The following is a 16,846-nucleotide window of genomic DNA, read 5'->3' on the forward strand; positions in this document are numbered from 1 at the left end:
CAGGCCTTTGATATAGGTCAATGCTGGACGGCGAGTACGCCGACCCAGTCGTGTCACGTCGGTCCTCCCGCCGGAATGTGTCGAGCTGACTGCCGAGATTCAGGCCGCCCGCTTTTTTGCGAGGTCCCTTGATACAAATCAAACGGGCAGCCGACCGCCCCATTCATAGACGAGCCTCAGGCCGACGTGTTTTCCGGCCGCCCGAGCCGAGACCTCGCATGCCGGACATCGCTAAATACAGCGCGACGGAACCCTTGCGGGACGGCAGCACGTCCGAAATCCGAGCGCTGCGGCCGGCCGACGAGACGGCCGTCCTCGACGCGCTGGATCAGACCAGCAAGCAGTCGTTGCAGCGCCGTTTTTTTGGGATCAAGCGTCATTTCTCGGACAAGGAGCGCGCGTTCTTCATGGATGTCGACTTCATGAATCACGTCGCGCTGGTGTGCGAGGTCGGGCAATCCGAGCGTACAATGATTGTCGGAGGCGCTCGATATGTCGTGTTTGAGCCCGGACGAGCCGAGTTGGCGTTCGTCGTCATCGACGCTTGGCAGGGCCGAGGCATCGGCTCCATCTTGATGCGCCACCTTGGCGAGATCGCCTCCAATAGCGGATTGCGTGAGCTGACTGCGGAGGTCCTGCCCGAAAACAAGTCAATGCTGGCGGTGCTCGGCAAGTTTGGCTTCAGGCGGGACGGGAACCGCGCCCCCCACACGATGCATTTGGCGCTACGCCTGGACAATGAGGGGCGGTGATCAATGAGCGGTAAATGGTTCGGGCCCGCGCGCTCAAACTCAACGCTGGTTCATTGACCACAAGAACTCCAGCAGGATTATGCCGCGAGGTGCATCCGTCGGCGTTACGGAAAGCGTGGGCCGCACGTACGAGCAACGTGTTGCTGTAAGGCCGATCCGAGAATGCCGGACTTACCACCAGAGAACACGCTCTCGCGCATCGCCAAGCCGCGAGTTCTCTCGCGCACGAGCCGTCATGAACCTTGCTGATGTCGCAGTCGAAGAGGCACATTATGAAACCCTTTACTCTGCTGCTCGCTTCAGCATCTATGTTCGCATGCGCTGACGATAGCCACGCAGTCGTGAGAATTGCCAATGACCGCGGTGGCTTGATTCAACGTTACCTTGATCGATATGAGGAGTTGAATGAGACTGGCCAGACTGTGATTATCGATGGCCTCTGCGCGTCCGCCTGCACGATCGTATTAGCAAAGATCCCATCAGATAGAGTTTGCGTGACAGAAAGGGCAAACCTTGCTTTCCACGCAGCTTGGGATCTCAGCGCCGGCGGACGCCATATTACAAATCGAGAAGCTACACGGATGATCTATTCCATGTACCCCGCTCCAGTTCGGAGTTGGATCTCAGGCCGGGGTGGTTTGTCGCCTCACACAATCTTCCTTCGCGGTGCGCAGTTGCAGACGATATTTGCGCGCTGCTATTTGGACTCTGCAGTCTTCTTGCGGTCATAGTCCTAACCCCGCGTCTCGGCCTGCAGCGATGGCCGCATGCAAGTCACTGAAGTCGCTTTGATCTATCTCAATTCTCTGACAGGAGCGGGTATCAGTTTGAGGGAGTCGCGTCCATCGTTCCGCCGCGCCGGCCGGACGGTTGGGCGCTTCCAGGGAGCTCGATATGATCAAATCGCTCGGAATCGCCGCATTCGCCTTCTTCTTCGCAGTATCGGCTCAGGCGATGACGCCTGCCCCGATTGCACAGCCCGAAAGCCTGATTACGGAAGTCGCTGCTGCCTGCGGCGTCGGTAGGACACGTATCAATGGCGTGTGCGTCGCACGGACGACCGTCCGTCAAACCCGTCGGGCGGTCCGCAGATGTGTGAGAGGGACAACGTGCTGATTGCTTGTCCTCAAGGACAATACGCAAAGTGGTTCATCGTGATTAGATTTGGGGAGTACCGACCCCAACGGTACATCGACGCCCCCCACCGGCCTCAGTCTTTCCAGACTGGGGCCGTCTTGCGCCTGAAAGGTTGGACGGACCGGTCACCTTGTGGGTTTCATCGAACCGGGAACAACTCCAACGCAAAGCTGATGCCGGCACGCCAACAATCAGCCTTCGAGAGCCGGTCATCGTCAACCGACGAAGCCGACGATGCAGATGAATAGCGCAGACACAAAAAGCAAATGTTTACGCAATTTACCCCGCGACCATCAACGCGATGGTCTTCATTTTCCCGTCTGATAATTGCCTTGCGCGCCTTGTTTGGTCGGATGGTGGGAATGGTCCTGTCGTGGCGGAGGTGGCCGGCATGTCCGAAATGATGGAAGTGCTCGCCGGAACGAGTTTATTTCTACTCGCCTTCTCGCTGCTGATATTCGACATCCCCCGCCACACCTTGTCGCTGGTGTCTCTTGCTCTGTTCAGCTCGAAGCGGCGAAGCGTCGGCGGGACGGTTTGCCAGGCGACGGTAAGCGTGATTATCCCGACATTCAACGGCGGCTCCGGGCTTGCTCCTTCGATCAGCTCGCTGCGCCGGCAAACCCTCCGACCTGTCGAAATCATCGTCGTCGACGACGGCTCCACCGACGCAACACGCGCGGTCGCGGAGCGGGCGAAAGCGCAGGGCCTGGTTGACATGGTCATCTGCCATGGGACCCGCTGCGGCCGCAGCGCTGCCATCAACGCTGCAGCACGGTTTGCCCGCGGCGATCTTCTTTTGACCGTAGATGCCGACACTGTCTTCGAACCGAACGCGGTTGAGCGCCTCGCGGCTGCCTTCGACGATCCGCTCGTCGCCGGCGCAAGTTGCAACATCGCGATCAGTAACGAGCGCGACTCGATATGGACAGGACTTCAAAGCGTCGAATACCTGATGTCGATCACCGCGGGGCGGTCGATCCTCGACGTGGTGGATGCGATCGCGTGTCTGTCCGGAGCCTGTTCCATGTATCGCCGGGATATTTTCGCGCAGCAGGGCGGGCTCGACGTCGGCCCGGGAGAGGATATGGAGTACACCTTGCGGCTCCGCAGACTCGGCTATGTCATTCGGTTCGTGTCCGACGCCTGGGCGGAAACAGCCGGCCCCGCAAGCGGCGTAAGTCTATTGCGACAGCGCGCGCGCTGGGATCGCGATGCTCTGCGCATCCGCTTCATGATGTATGGCGAGCTGAGTTTTCGCCATCCGCTGGAGCGTTTACCGGACACGATCCAACGGCTTGACTTCATCGTCTTTGATCTCGTCCCGACGCTCAGCCTGCCGTTCTACTTGGCCTACATTGTGCTGTTGTTCGGCTCGGATGCCGTGCTGTTTCTGTCGGCGGTCTACCTGTTGTTGCTCTGGATCTCGGTCTTCAATATGGCACTTGTGTTCGCCCTGTTCCATCGATCCGTCGGAACGTTTGGCTGGAAGATGGCTCTGATCTTTCCCTTTTACCAGGGTGTCTATCTGAAGTGCGCGCGGTTCTTTTCCTACTCTTCGGAAATCATCTTTGCCTCGTCGCGGAACGATGATTTCGTGCCGCCGCGCGTTCGCCGTGCACTATTCGGCGATCGGACGAAGGAAGTGGCCAAATGACCGTCACCCTAACACGACTCGATCCCCATATCCCCGATCCCATCGAGAGCCGTCGGCGTGCGGCCGGACGGGCCGTCCGCGCCGCCTATGCGACAATCGTATTCGGCATACTCGCATTCTTTGTCGTCTATTTCGGGAGGCCAATTCTTTATCTCGGCGGCCCGGGCAGCGTGTCCTCACCGAGATATTTGGTTTCACTGCCTTACATCGTGCAGATCAACAGCATCACCGTGCTGAGAGGTGCATCGGTCAAGGCCGGCGACGAAATCGGAAGGGTTCGGTCTCCGCAGCACGATGAGATTGTCGCCACCTATATGCGCTCGCTCGCGGACATCGCCGGTCGCAAAGCGGAACTGCGTGTTAAGGCCCGGGTTGCGCGCGAATCTCTCGACGCGGCGCGCTCACATCTGCGGCTTGCTGAGGAAGCTGTCGAACTTATCGCAAACTCATCGGCCGCGAGCCTGAATTACCGCATAGACATGTCCCGGGAGCGCGCCTTGGCGAACAAAGCCGTGGTCTCGCAGGAGGCGGAAGCCGCCGAAGCCAGCACTCAATTGGCCGCTCTCGACGAATTCAGCCGGCAACTCGGTGATCGCCTCGAAAAGGTTGAAAGCAGCTTTGCAGACGGGAGAGTCTTCGCGCCCATAGCTGGCATAGTCGCGAACAATCCTGCGCGCGCCGGCCAATCCCTGGTGGCGGGCACTCCGATTGCAGAAATTCTCGACCCCACGGATGTCTTTGTCGACTGGTACGTTCCTAACGAACGCCTGTCCGATCCAAAAGTCGGCAACGAAGTCTTTGTGCTGTTCGGCAACCGACGAATTCTGGGCAAGATCGCGGAAATCCTCCCGGCGTCAGATGTGTACCCCGGGGCGGGTTCGTCGGCGGCGCGCGAGCGTACCGCCTCGCAAATCGCGCGAATTCGGTTCAACCCAGGCGCTCATCGCCCGGCGCTGAACTCGGCCGTCGACGTTCACATGCACTACACACAACTGAGCGCGCGGATCGCTTCAGTGCTGGTGAGATTATTCGGGCTCGACGAGCTGTGAGAGTGAGCGAGGTGCAGCATGCAGGTCGAAGCGAACCAAACGGGTTGCCCGGCTTGCGGCTCCTCCACGCTAGAATTGTTTCCAGTATTCCACCACATGATGTGCGCCTATGTTGGTCCGGAGTATGACTTCACGCCAAACATCGCGGGATATACGTGCCCGAAGTGCTGCCGGGGCATTGTGCCAGCTGACCCAGCTTGCGAGATCGTGGGGACTAGCGCGCGCTGCACCCGATGTCGGGGTGAGATGGTCATGGCGCCAGAGTGTGCCGGCTAGCGCGTAAGGGTCAGCGGTCCGTCTTGTATGCCGGCAGCCCGAAAAGCTATTTCCGGCCGGGGCATTCACCCATTGGCACAAAGTGCACTGGCCAAGCACTGCGCATCTGCTTGTCTAGAGTGCGCCTTGCCGATTCTTTCCAGCCCCCAAGCTTCCAGGATTGGCGAGATCGTACAGGCCCTGGCGCGGCATCAGCTTCGCCGGGGCCACGGACGCCGGGATGGTCCTGGACTATGGACACAGAGGCAGATCGGCAACGAGGTTTGGAGTTGGGTCGCCGCTGGGCAGAGCATGCTTCGGCGCACGAGCTTGAACCATGGTGAGCGGGTCGTTTGATGATCTCAGCGAGATTCTGCCAGCGGACGCATCTGATCAGTTCGTCGGCGGCTTCCGCGAAGGCGTGTTGCACGTCTGGCGCGGAGCCTAGGATCTCAGCATAAGGGTGCGGGGATGAGACCAAGCGCCCTTGCCCCCCATCGCGGAAAATTCCAGGCGGCCAGTTGACTGGTCAACATTCCTGACACAACTCAAACGCGCAAGTTGCTCAATTTTCCCAACTGTTGCCACGTAAGCACACCGAATTCCAGGCGGCTCAGCTAGCTTCGAGCTGGAATGCGGGACTGCCAAGAAAAGAGCCGGCATCGTTAGGGTGAAACGTGGATGGAGCAAAAAGAATGAAGAAGATTTGGTTGAGTGGCATGGCCTTGCTGGCCGTGAGCATGGCGGCACCCGCGTCAGCGGCTGATCTGGCTGCTAAACCTTATGTCAAGGCCCCGCCCCCGGTGATCGCGCCGATCTATGATTGGACCGGGTTCTACATCGGCGCCAACGGCGGTTGGGGACAAAGCCACGGCTGTGTGGATTTCGTGACGCCAGCAGGGACGGTCGCAGGTGGTTGCGCCGATCGCTCCGGCGGCCTCGCTGGCGGACAGATCGGGTACCGCTGGCAAACCAATCAGTTTGTGCTCGGCCTGGAAGCGCAGGGAGATTGGGCAGAAATCAAGAATACGCGCGTCAGTCTGATCGACCCGCTGATTTCGACAACCGGTAAGATTGACGCCATCGGGCTCTTCACGGCGCAGCTCGGCTGGGCGTGGAATGCCTCGCTGTTTTACGTGAAGGGCGGCGGCGCCGTGACGCGCAACCGATTCGATATATTCAACAACGTCACCGGGGTCGGCCTGGCATCGGCGGGCCACACGCGCTGGGGCGGCGCCCTTGGCGTGGGCTGGGAGTACGGCTTCACGCCCAATTGGTCGTTCGGTATCGAATACGACCATCTCTGGATGGGCCGTGATAATGCCGGCTTCGCAGGCGTAGTCACTCCCGGAGGGTTCGTCCTCACCGGCAGCGGCGTCAGCCAAGATGTGGATATGGTCACGCTTCGGTTGAACTACCGCTTCGGTGGATACGGCGCACCGGTCGCGGCAAGATATTGATCGCACCAACTTTTACAAACCAAAGCCCCGGCATGCCGGGGCTTTTTTTGTGCTTATGAATTCTTGGCGCTCGAGAAGCCGAGCATCTCCAGCGCAAGCACCTTGAGGGCTGCAACTGCGTCATCGCCCAAGACAATTGTCTCGAGCTGTTACCATTCTGTGACGCATTTGGACGTTGCTTGTGCCTAGTAGTGAAGGCCGTCGTAACCTGGGTCCTGCAGTTCGCGGAGCGCTTTGCTGTAACAGCGCTTGCTGCAAGTGCTGCCCAGAGGTTTGCAAATGGGATCAAACAAACAGAGAAGCTGCGTCATCGACTATCTGGCGGTGGCCGCTCTCGTGCTTTGCGCTGATGTTTCGCATGCCGACCAGGGCGGTAGCTCATTCTGGTTTCCGGGTCAGTTTGCAAGTCTCTCCGCGGTGCAGCAGACACCGGGCTGGGCGCTCAGTGTCATCGATTACCATTCCAGCGTCGCCGCCGCGGGGAGTGCTGCTGCGGCCAAAGAGATCCTGGCCGGCAAAATCCCCGCGAACGTCAACGTTAATTTGAATCTGCGTCTGAACGGGCGGGCCGATCTGGTCGCCCTTACGCCATCGTATACTTTCGCTACGGCGGAGCTTGGCGGTCAGTTGGTCGTAGGTATATCGGGCCAGTACGGCAGAGCCGCCACTAGTATCGCCGGAACACTGACAGCGATAGCCGGACCGATTGTGGTGACGCGTACCGGAATGCTCGAAGGCTCGCTTACCTCCTACGGCGACCTCGCGCCCTTCGCGCAACTACTATGGAACCTTGGCGTCGACAATTACATGGCTTACGTCACGGGCAATGTTCCCGTCGGCGACTATGATCCGACGCGGATTCCCAATATCGGGCTCGGGCACGGCGCGATCGACATTGGGGGCGGCTACACCTATTTCGACCCGGCGGCAGGAAACGAAATCTCGGGCGTCGCCGGCCTGACCTACAATTTCAGGAATCCCGACACCCAGTACCGGAGCGGCATCGATTTCCACTTCGACTGGGGCGCATCGCACTCCCTCACTAAGCAGCTTTTCGTCGGCATTGTCGGATACGCCTACCAGCAAGTCACCGACGATTCCGGCCAGAACCCGATCCTCGGTAGTTTCAGGTCACGCGTTTTCGGTGTCGGTCCGCAAATCGGGTACAGCTTCCCGGTCGCAGACATGCAGGGCTTCCTTGGTCTGAGGGGATACGGCGAATTTGGTGCAGCGAACCGTCCGTCGGGATGGAACACCTGGCTAACGTTCACTATTTCCCCGTCCGCTCCCGCCGCCGTAGCCGCCAGGAAGCATTTGGTTGTGAAATAAATCGGTTCCGAACTGGAAGGTCGGCTGCGGTCGGCCGAGGTCTCAAATGAGTCAAACTGCGAACAACTCCAAGCTTCGCAAATCTTGTCCGACATGCGTCACTGAGCGAACCTCGATGAAATGCGCCGCTACTTGGCTGACGGCCATCAACAGGAGTCAAACTAATACAGGGCGCGCTCTGTTGCTCGCAAGTGGCGGGAGACTGGTCCAGCTAACTAGCTCTATTCTGAATGGCCGTTGGTAAAGTGCGGGATTTGTTCTTCTTGCAGTATGCGACGACCGCACTGGAGTTCCTCTGCAGGCGCTCGTAGTCCAATACACTGTTGCTTGCTGCTGCGTTGTAGTAGCCGCTCATGAAGTATCTTACAAAATCTTGATCCGCTGGACCGTATGCCAACCAAGTTCCGCAGGTGATCTTGTTAAAATCCAGCGTAGCGTTAGGCACCGCAGTTACGCCTATCGATTTTTCCAGCCCTACCATCACACTGGCATTCGGGTTGGACTGGCACCACCCTCTTACGTTTGTGACATTTGCCCGATGCAGGTCAAAATCAACAAACGTCCTCCGACTTTCATAACTAAACCAGCCGGTCATCCAAGCCGAAAATTTGCCCGACGGTGTAGCCGGCATGGCGAGATATTCGCTACAGGTGATGCTGCGAATGTCCGTCGTTGTGCCAAGCGCCTCACTGGCGAACGTTGGGGCGATTAGGACGAACGTAACGATACTGAACCTGCACCTCATTGTGATGACTCCCGTAACGAGTGACCGACAGACTAATCGCGATTTGCTGTCACAGGACCTGCATCCCGCGGATCCAAAGAGTAATCACCCATAGTGGCAAGTGCCCGATTTGATCTAGATCAACCCACCAGGTGGTAAGGAGGAGAGTCAGCCCGCTGCGCGGGACGCGATAAACTGCAAATCGTGTCACCGTTGTGACTGATGTCACGTGGAATCCCGTCTTGCCAAACACGTTGCAATGCTGTGCTTCGGTGTGCTCCCTGCCAGCGGGTCCCCGCGGCATGTGCAGGTCGCTCATTGATATTTGCCGATCGGACATTGACTTGGCGATCGGTTTTGCAAGGGGCTTTGCTAAACATAAGCATGCCGCGTTAGGCCGCGCTTGTCCGTGCGCGGTGGCTCTGTCCACTGCCCAGGGAGCGGCTTTTCTCGCGATGCGACGACAATTGCGATCTGTTCTCATTCGCCGATGTAGCCGGTAATGGCAAAAATCGATTTGCGAGCTGCCTGCTTGATCTGCTTCAATTCTCTTCTGGCTATCGGACGTAAGCTAAGCTTCTTGACAGGAGCAACAGCAGTGCCAAGCGCAGAAAAGTGCCGAGAGTATGCTGCCGAATGCAACGCCAAAGCAAAGGAGGGGCGGATTTCTGCCCGCCGGTGCTCGGTACTAATGAATGTCGCCCGTAGCTGGACAGCGCTGGCCCACCAGCTTGAGAGCCTGACAGACATCGTCAAGGACGAAGCCAAGTGAAGGCTGCCTCGCTGGCCCGCACTGCGCCTCAATAACGAGCGACGACCGCATCCCCACCAAATTTGTACGATAGACGGGCGCGTACCACATCCAGTGTCTGACTTCCGCCCCTGTCCGCCGAACTAGGAGGGCTGGTGGAGATGGCAGTGAACTGGAGATGTGCGCTACCGAAGTCGTAGTGCTGGTACTCAAAGCGACCGATCCAGTTGCTGCCAAGCAGCTTCGCCTTGACGCCCGCGGAAGGCGCCAAGTTGATCCCGCCGCCCTCGGCCACAAATATCTGGGCGCGGCGCTCGTGACCTCCGGCATTGCGCTACTGATCGGGTTGCACTGGCTAGGTGGCTTCCTTCAGCCGGTCTTTCCATGGTCCAGATGGGTGGCCTGGATTCTGAGCTACCTCGGCATCGCCACAGCGCCGATTGCTTTTTTCATGAACTATCTGAAGATCGCGCCATCTTGCCCGGTTATGGATTCTGGAAGCGCCTGCAGACGGTGCATCTCGCTCCGCCGAAGCACAAATTCTACGACGCGCCCCTCAATCCGAGGGTGGGCTACGCTAAACATGCGATCTCGATCGACGAGAGCCGCGCCGATTTCAAGCGTGTCACCTGGTCGCCCACGGCCGAGAAGCAGGACAAACGAGACGTGCACGACAACCTTTTCTTCGAACAGGTCTGGTTTTCGGGCGTGCACGCCGATGTCGGCGGCGGCTATCTCGAGAACGAGGCTCGGCTCTCAGACGTCGCGCTCAACTGGTTGCTCGCCGGAGCTTCGCTCATCCCTGGCGGCCTGAAACGGGACGGCAGTATGCTACGGCTGTCGCCCAATCCCGCGGGTGCACAATGAGCAGGCGGGAGGCTTCCTCAAGGCCGGGTTCGTGACCTGCCGATCGACCCGGAGACGGAAGACTCGAGATCACCGATGCACAAATCGGTCTATCGGCGTTCGGAGCAGCGTCCGTTCTTCTCCACGATCGCATGGCGGCCTACCGCCCGGACAACATGAGGGTGCACGTCGACTTCAACCACTACTTCGATGGGAGCGCGGCGCAGCTGCCCCAATGCGCCGCCGATGACATTGAAAGGAAGTGGGAAGATGCCGACCATGTCTCGGGCGGCTCTGACCCAGATGCAACATTGATGGAGCAGTTCTGTCCGGCGGCCTTCGAGACGCCTTTGGCCTCCGCGGAGACGAGGAGAGCACATCACAATGCCGAGAGTCGCCGCCCGGCCGTCAAAAAAGACCGTTTGAAAAACCGTTTTATTTCGGCCTTCTCAAACGGTTTCTCTCGCTAAGGTCTTGATTTAAATGGTGGGCGCACCAGGGCTCGAACCTGGGACCCGCTGATTAAGAGGCACGCTACCGCCATTGGTTTCTCAAGCGAATTTTTCCAACTGGCCCAATATCCGATCATTGCAGATCAACGGCTTACAGCGAAAACCCCAACCGCGAGTGCGCTTGGGGTGGCGCATCACCCCGCTATCGTTCGCGTCATTCGAGGGTGGGTTCAGCATTTTGGAATTCGAGGTGCTTCCGCGCCGAAAGATGCGCACGCGCAATCAACGGTCGATTCCGACAGAAGCGTAGGCCTGCCGGTTGCACAATGATCAATCTAGAGTTCGCCGCGTTGAACATTCGAGCTTCTATGCTGGCTGATCAATCGGTCCAATCCATCATGGGCAAGTTTGAGCTAGCTCCGGCTAATACGGTCCATGCTCACAGTGCCGACAACCACGCCTGCGCACCTTCGGCCCACACTGGCCGATCGGCACCTGAGAATCGCTGGTTAATCGCAGACAAGACGAGGACTCGCTGCCCGCCAGCTTCCGCTTCTGGAGGCGTGCTCCAGCTTGGGACGCCGTCCGACTTCAGTTGCTTGAGCACGGCATCGAGATCGGTGGTCCGCGCTCCCGCCACTTTGCCGGCCGCCTCACGGATCCGATCCGCGGCCACGCGCCACGCCTCGCCCTGCGCCACTGCGGTGTCCTTACGCGTAGCCTGCTGCTGCTGGATCTGCTTGCCGGCGCTCGCGAAATGGGCCTTGATCTGCGCTTCGAAGCCGCTCCAGTGCTTTTCCAGATCCGACTTTCTGGTAGCGCTCTTTCGTCTGTCAATCGTCTGGTCGAGCCGTTACGGTTCCTGTTCAGTCGGAGAACGGAGCACTATGCGCTTGGCGGTACCATGGCGACCTTTTTTTGCGCGGATATTCACCGCTGCGCTGGCCATTGCATGGTTGCTGGCGACCCCGTGTCAAAGTCAAGCGGCTGGTCCAACGCCGAAACGGATTCTGATGCTGCATTCATACGGTCTTCGCTTCCAACCGTGGACCGACTATTCCGAGGCCCTTCGCGCCGGAATAAGCCAACGTCCTTTCGTGACCTTTCAGGACCATTCGCTTCTGAATGCCCGGGCGGCCAGCGACAAATCAGACGCAGCATTTGTCGACTACCTTCGTGCGCTCAACCATGATCAGCAGCCCGACCTTATCATCGCTATCGGCTCGCCCGCCGCGAATTTCGTGCAGGCGCACCGGAAGGACCTTTTTCCAACAACCCCTATGCTCTTCACGTTGGTAGAGCGTCGCCGGGTGGACCTCGACAAACTGACCGAATACGACACGGTGGTGGCGGTTGCCAACAATGACGTCGCTTTTTTTGATAACGTCGTGCGCGTCCTGCCCCAAACAAAGACTATCGCCATTGTTGTGGGAGCTTCGCCGGGCGAAACATTTTGGCGGAACGAATTGGCCAAATCCACCGCGCTGTTTGCCGACCGCGTGCAGTTTCGGTGGTACGATGAGCTTTCCTTTGAGGATATGCTCAAAGACGCGGCCAACCTCCCGCCACACAGCGCCATTTTTTGGCTTGGACTGACCGTCGATGCGGCGGGAGTGACCCATGAAGGCAACAGCGCGTTCTCACGGCTTTTTGACGCGGCCAATGCACCGATCTTTTTCCACGACGCGACCTTTTTCGGTAGAGGCATCGTCGGCGGTCCAATGCAGGTCATTGCCGGACAGGGCAAGAAGGCCGCGGAGGTCGCCCTGCGCATTCTTGACGGTGAAAGGGCCGGCGACATTAAGCCGACATTCGTCGTCCCGGCAGCGCCCATGTTCGACTGGCGACAAATGCAGCGCTGGGGAATTTCCGAGAGCCGTCTGCCGCCTGGCAGCACCATCTACTTCCGCGAGCCGTCAGTGTGGGAACGGTATTGGTGGCAGATCTCGTTGATCACCGGCGTTATACTTTTGCAAGGCGGGCTGATATCGACCCTGCTTCGGGAGCATCATCGACGTCATTTGGCGGAAGTGCAGTCCCGGCAACGCATGGCCGAACTGGCCCATGTTAATCGCTTCTCGACAGCTGGCGAACTGACCGCAACAATCGCGCATGAAATCAACCAGCCGCTCGGGTCCATTCTGACTAATGCCGAGACCGCGCAGTTAATCTTAAAATCTCAGAACCCTGACATTGCGGGGCTGGCCGAGATTGTTGACGATATCTTGCGGGATGACCGGCGCGCCAGCGAAGTCATCCGGAGGATGAGGAGCCTCCTTAAGAAGGCACCTTTCGAGCTGAAAAAACTGGATCTCAATGATCTTGTTCGTGAGACCATCGAATTTCTTTCGATGCTGGCCGTTGGACGAAAAGTGGAGCTGATTGAACAGATCATGCCGGAGGCGCTTCCGATCCTGGGCGACCGCATCCAACTTCAACAAGTCATTCTGAACCTTGTCGTGAACGCGATCGAGGCGATGAAGGACACTCCGAGCGAAAGCCGCATCATCAGCATCCAGACCTCGCGCGCCGAGGGCTCTGCCGAGCTGTCCGTGTCGGATTGCGGATCGGGCATTCCAAAAGACCAATTAAAGGAAGTCTTCGAACCCTTCTTTACTAGCAAAGCGGAAGGCATGGGCATGGGCCTGTCCATGGCCCACACTATTGTTGAAGCGCACCAAGGGACGATAGCCGCAAAAAATCGAGATCACGGCGGCGCAACGTTCACGATCAGACTTCCTCTTGTTTAATGGGGCAGGATCTTCCCCGATCTGAAGTCAACGTCAGCGGTCCACGAGGCTCATGCAATTGTTCAGCTGCGCCTGATGCGGCTCCCGTTATCGGCAGCGCCGAGGAGGTTCGCCATGCATCCGAGGAAGCGTCTTTGGATCAAGTCAGCGACAGTTGCCGGGATTGCCACTGGCGTCCTGTTGGAGCTTGCGGGTCTCGCATTCAATCCCACGCCAGCAAAGGCGGGGCGTGTACTGCCAGTAAGTTGATATCCAGCAGGTTGCGTTGCCCGCGCAGGCGTCGTGCTCAGGCCACGGCCGCTGGCCGGCTCACATTGGATTAGCCCGCGAATGGAACAGCACAAGGCAGCCCAAGCCGACAGCCACCCACCGCTCGGGCATTCAGGACAACGGCGGAATCCCTCAGGGCGCCACGAGCTTCTTCCGAATGGCATAGCGGACCAGTTCGGCGGTGGATGACATCCCGAGCTTGCGCATGGCCGACGCCCGATGGGTCTCCACCGTCTTCACACTCAAGTTCAAGAGATTACATATCGATCTGTTGGTATGCCCCTCCGCAATCAGCTGGACGACGCTCTGCTCGCGTGACGTCAGCAGCATCTCCGACCTGCCCTGCTTGTTGAGCTGGTAATCACTCAGCAGCTTCTCTATCAAGGCGCTGGTGAAATAAGGCCTGCCGTCGAGCAGCGCCTCGATCGCCGAAATCAGATGCTTCTTGGCATCCGACTTGAACAGGAAGCCGCGGACACCCGCCAGAATAGCGTCCCTCAGCAGTTCCTCGTCTTCATGCATCGTCAGGATCAGTACTTCCGTATGCTGATCAAGTGCCTTTAGCCGACGGCTGACCTCCAACCCGTTCATCAGGGGCATCGAGTAGTCGACGATGACGACGTCCGACCTCGTTTCCAGAGCCAATCCGATGGCTTGTTCACCATTGATCGCTTCGCCGGCGACGATCCAGTTGGACTGCGTTTCGACGATCGCGCGAAGTCCCGAACGTACGACCGCATGATCATCCGCAATCAAGATGCGTTTCATGGCGCCGTTCTCGATTCCGGCCGCACCCCTGGAGACGCTCAGTGCGGCAAGGCCAGACGATCATGCCGCTCATGGTTCTAAGCGCCATCGTGCAAAACCCTGAGCCTGCCACCGCGAATGTACCGACGTGGCGGTCCTCAAGAACATCATATGCTGTCATGCCTCGACCAGATGCGAACGAACAGCGTACCGAACCAAACCTGCGGTTGAGTTCACCTCCAGCTTGCGCATCGCGGCCGCTCGGTGAGCTTCAGTCGTCTTGACGCTGAGGTTCAGGATCGCGCTAATGCCTTTGTTGCTGTAACCCTCCGCCACCAATTTGACCACAAGCTGCTCGCGTGGCGTAAGCCTCCGGCGCCCGTCTGCGCTCTCGCCGCCGTGATCGAGCTCGTCTCGACAGCTTTCGCTACAGAACCGCTTGTGCGCCAGAAGTGCGTCGACGGCCGCCAACAGCAATCTGTTAGCATCCGACTTCGCCAGAAACGCGCGGGCGCCTGCCTCAAACGCCTGCTGCGCCAGCAGACCCGACTTGTGGACCGTGAAGATCAACACCTCCGTCTGCAACGGATAATCCCTGATCCGCCGTGCGACCTCCACGCCGGTCATCCGCGGCATGGAGAAGTCGATGATGGCCACATGCGGCCGGCTTTCGATTGCCGCCGTCAATGCCTTGCTGCCGTCGTTCGCCTCGGCAACGACTTCCCAATCCGCCCGCTGTTCGAGCACCGCTCGCAAGCCCGATCGCACCGCTTCGTGATCATCCGCGATAAGAATGCGTTTCATGGCAGAGCGCTCCAATGTCGTTACGCGGTAGCCACCCGCCACCGGTAACCCTTCTTCTTCTTCTCTCAGTGGGCCCCTGCACGGACCCTCACGGAGATCGTTGCCCTTCGCCGGCTATCCGCATTCGTCGCGAGCTCACGCGGAAGTACCGCGCGCAAGATGGTGCCGGGGCGCCGTGACGCCGGATCGGATCTGATGTCCAGCGTCCCTCCAATCTGCTCGAGCCTTGCCCTCATCGCCGGAATCCCGACGCCGATTGATGTCGCCTTTGCTCGTTGCTTGCCGTTGTCTGCGCCAAACCCCCGCCCGTTGTCGCTGACCGTCAATCGGAATTGGTTATCGACCGCGTCGATGACGATGCTCACTTCTGTCGCTTGCGCATGGCGAAATATGTTCGTGAGCGCTTCCTGGACGATCCGCAGCAATGTCCGCTGCTTCTCGTACGGGAGACGATCGACGTCGGGCACGATCCTGCTCGTGACCCGCAATGAGGTCCGAACCGCAAATCCATCGGCGTAGTTTTCTATCGCGGCTTTAACCCTGTCGACCGTCAGAGTTCGGGGGTGCAGCAGATACGAGAAGGCACGAATTTCCCTGAGGGCCTCGTCGATTGACGCATCGATGTCATCGCAAAGCCGTTCGGCGTCGACCGTATCGCTGATGCTTCGCCGGATTCGCATCAGGCCGAGGCTCGCGGCAATCAAATGCTGACAAGTCGAATCGTGGAGATCGGAAGCAATCCGTTGCTGGATTCCTTCCTGGATGGACGCCAAATCGAGGTCGACATACGCGTTGTCCGCTCCGTCGGTCGCGGCTTCGGGCGCGCTATTGTGCATGCGACGATGGCTCCCGATCAGCCGGTTCGCGCCACTGCCGGCCGGGTCCACGACGGGGACAATCGTCGTTTCCATATTTTGTAGCGGGCCCGCAAATGCGAGACGGTGGCGAATCTTCACTTCCGCTCCTTCTGCGAGACAGGCGCGGAGAGCTTCGCGGGTAGATCTGGCGTCGTCCCTGCTCATGCACTTGGACACATCCATCTCCCGGACGTCGTCGGCCGAAATGCCAAGACGCGACTCGAAGGCCGGATTGATCCCCTCATAGACGAAGCGTCCGCAGGGCAAAGGGCGCACGACGAAAAGAAAATCCGGTGAGTACATCCAGTACAGGCGGTCGCTGGCTTCTTCAAACCCGAGCGGCAACCACCCTGTACTGCTGGTTCGAACTGATCCGCGGGCGGGAAAGCTACGGAGCTTCACGGTACGCACTCACTTAGCTGCGGCAACATCCGACATTGCAGCTCAACATCGAGACTCGCCGTCCTGTGCCGCGCGCGAGGCGTCCATTGTCAATCAGAGTACGGACGTCCTTGCGGCGCACGCCGATTATACACCGTCTGATTGACTGCACCAGAGGTAGTAATCGTCACGGTTTAAAATCGCGGATCCAGATGGAACCTGGAGGTGATCGAAATATGCAACTCATTCCAGACTGGGCAGCACTGGATTCAAATGAAATGCAACAGATGCTAAAGTATCGTAGAAAGCCTTCATGAGCTGCTTGTGTCGACAACAGCTCCCCAATGCGCAATCAGCGGCTTCCGAGACTCGTGAAGTCGTTCTCGGGTACCGCCACGGCAATCCGGCCGCACTTGCGTCCGTGCGCTACCGGGCTCCAACTCCGCTCGCGCTGGATTTCTTTTTCTTTCCTGCCTTCGCGCTCGGAGCGGGTTGTTGAGGCGGCGAAAGCACCAGCGGATGAGACGGCACCTGGAGGCGGTTGACGCCGACATCATCCCTCAGTGCATCGGTATCCAGGCGCTGGCTCCGGTCAGCAGAATCGCGGGGATCCGCAGAAGCCACG

14 protein-coding genes are annotated in these 16,846 nt (G+C 58.8%); 9 read left to right on the plus strand and 5 right to left on the minus strand.

Going from position 1 to position 16,846, the window contains the following annotated elements:
- Positions 1-218: 218 nt before the first annotated feature.
- The 5 genes from FXB41_RS21410 to FXB41_RS21435 all read left to right on the plus strand — a co-directional run bounded on the left by FXB41_RS21410 (position 219) and on the right by FXB41_RS21435 (position 7,639).
- Positions 219-752, plus strand: a complete 534-nt coding sequence (locus FXB41_RS21410) for a GNAT family N-acetyltransferase (RefSeq protein ID WP_219683121.1) — start codon at positions 219-221, stop codon at positions 750-752.
- A 1,528-nt stretch (positions 753-2,280) separates the two neighbouring features.
- On the plus strand, positions 2,281-3,546 hold the full coding sequence (locus tag FXB41_RS21415) for a glycosyltransferase family 2 protein (RefSeq protein WP_219683122.1): 1,266 nt from the start codon (positions 2,281-2,283) through the stop codon (positions 3,544-3,546).
- Positions 3,543-4,595 (plus strand): HlyD family secretion protein, encoded by a 1,053-nt coding sequence (locus tag FXB41_RS21420; RefSeq protein WP_219683123.1) that lies wholly within the window; start codon positions 3,543-3,545, stop codon positions 4,593-4,595. The genes FXB41_RS21415 and FXB41_RS21420 overlap by 4 nt, the downstream gene beginning before the upstream one ends.
- Before the next feature lie 950 nt (positions 4,596-5,545).
- Complete coding sequence (locus tag FXB41_RS21430; protein WP_219683124.1) at positions 5,546-6,310, plus strand: outer membrane protein; 765 nt, start codon at positions 5,546-5,548, stop codon at positions 6,308-6,310.
- Between the two features lie 279 nt (positions 6,311-6,589).
- Positions 6,590-7,639, plus strand: a complete 1,050-nt coding sequence (locus FXB41_RS21435; protein WP_219683125.1) for a SphA family protein — start codon at positions 6,590-6,592, stop codon at positions 7,637-7,639.
- 211 nt (positions 7,640-7,850) lie between these two features.
- Here FXB41_RS21435 and FXB41_RS21440 read toward each other — a convergent pair whose 3' ends face one another.
- Positions 7,851-8,384 (minus strand): HdeA/HdeB family chaperone, encoded by a 534-nt coding sequence (locus FXB41_RS21440; RefSeq protein ID WP_007601232.1) that lies wholly within the window; start codon positions 8,382-8,384, stop codon positions 7,851-7,853.
- A 481-nt stretch (positions 8,385-8,865) separates the two neighbouring features.
- Here FXB41_RS21440 and FXB41_RS21445 point away from each other — a divergent pair, with 481 nt between their 5' ends.
- The 3 genes from FXB41_RS21445 to FXB41_RS21455 all read left to right on the plus strand — a co-directional run bounded on the left by FXB41_RS21445 (position 8,866) and on the right by FXB41_RS21455 (position 10,430).
- Positions 8,866-9,135 carry a hypothetical protein gene (locus FXB41_RS21445; RefSeq protein WP_219683126.1) on the plus strand — a complete coding sequence of 90 codons (270 nt, stop codon included), beginning with the start codon at positions 8,866-8,868 and terminating at the stop codon, positions 9,133-9,135.
- Between the two features lie 363 nt (positions 9,136-9,498).
- A complete protein-coding gene (locus FXB41_RS21450) occupies positions 9,499-9,981 on the plus strand; it encodes a T6SS phospholipase effector Tle1-like catalytic domain-containing protein (protein ID WP_219683127.1) in 483 nt (160 codons plus the stop codon).
- A gap of 131 nt (positions 9,982-10,112) precedes the next feature.
- On the plus strand, positions 10,113-10,430 hold the full coding sequence (locus FXB41_RS21455; protein WP_219683128.1) for a hypothetical protein: 318 nt from the start codon (positions 10,113-10,115) through the stop codon (positions 10,428-10,430).
- Between the two features lie 421 nt (positions 10,431-10,851).
- Here the strand turns inward: FXB41_RS21455 and FXB41_RS40910 are convergent, their stop codons facing one another.
- Positions 10,852-11,112: a hypothetical protein gene (locus FXB41_RS40910; protein WP_051058478.1), complete on the minus strand. Its 261-nt coding sequence runs from the start codon at positions 11,110-11,112 to the stop codon at positions 10,852-10,854.
- A gap of 187 nt (positions 11,113-11,299) precedes the next feature.
- Between FXB41_RS40910 and FXB41_RS21465 the strand changes: the two genes are divergently transcribed.
- Positions 11,300-13,162, plus strand: a complete 1,863-nt coding sequence (locus FXB41_RS21465; protein WP_219683129.1) for a sensor histidine kinase — start codon at positions 11,300-11,302, stop codon at positions 13,160-13,162.
- 402 nt (positions 13,163-13,564) lie between these two features.
- Here the strand turns inward: FXB41_RS21465 and FXB41_RS21470 are convergent, their stop codons facing one another.
- From FXB41_RS21470 to FXB41_RS21480, 3 genes are all read right to left on the minus strand, one after another.
- Positions 13,565-14,200, minus strand: coding sequence for a response regulator (locus tag FXB41_RS21470; RefSeq protein WP_007601223.1), 636 nt, complete (start codon positions 14,198-14,200; stop codon positions 13,565-13,567).
- A gap of 156 nt (positions 14,201-14,356) precedes the next feature.
- A complete protein-coding gene (locus FXB41_RS21475) occupies positions 14,357-14,983 on the minus strand; it encodes a response regulator (protein ID WP_219683130.1) in 627 nt (208 codons plus the stop codon).
- 65 nt (positions 14,984-15,048) lie between these two features.
- A complete protein-coding gene (locus tag FXB41_RS21480; RefSeq protein ID WP_219683131.1) occupies positions 15,049-16,242 on the minus strand; it encodes a sensor histidine kinase in 1,194 nt (397 codons plus the stop codon).
- Positions 16,243-16,846 lie beyond the last annotated feature (604 nt).

It is taken from the genome of Bradyrhizobium canariense (assembly GCF_019402665.1).
Lineage (GTDB): Bacteria > Pseudomonadota > Alphaproteobacteria > Rhizobiales > Xanthobacteraceae > Bradyrhizobium > Bradyrhizobium canariense.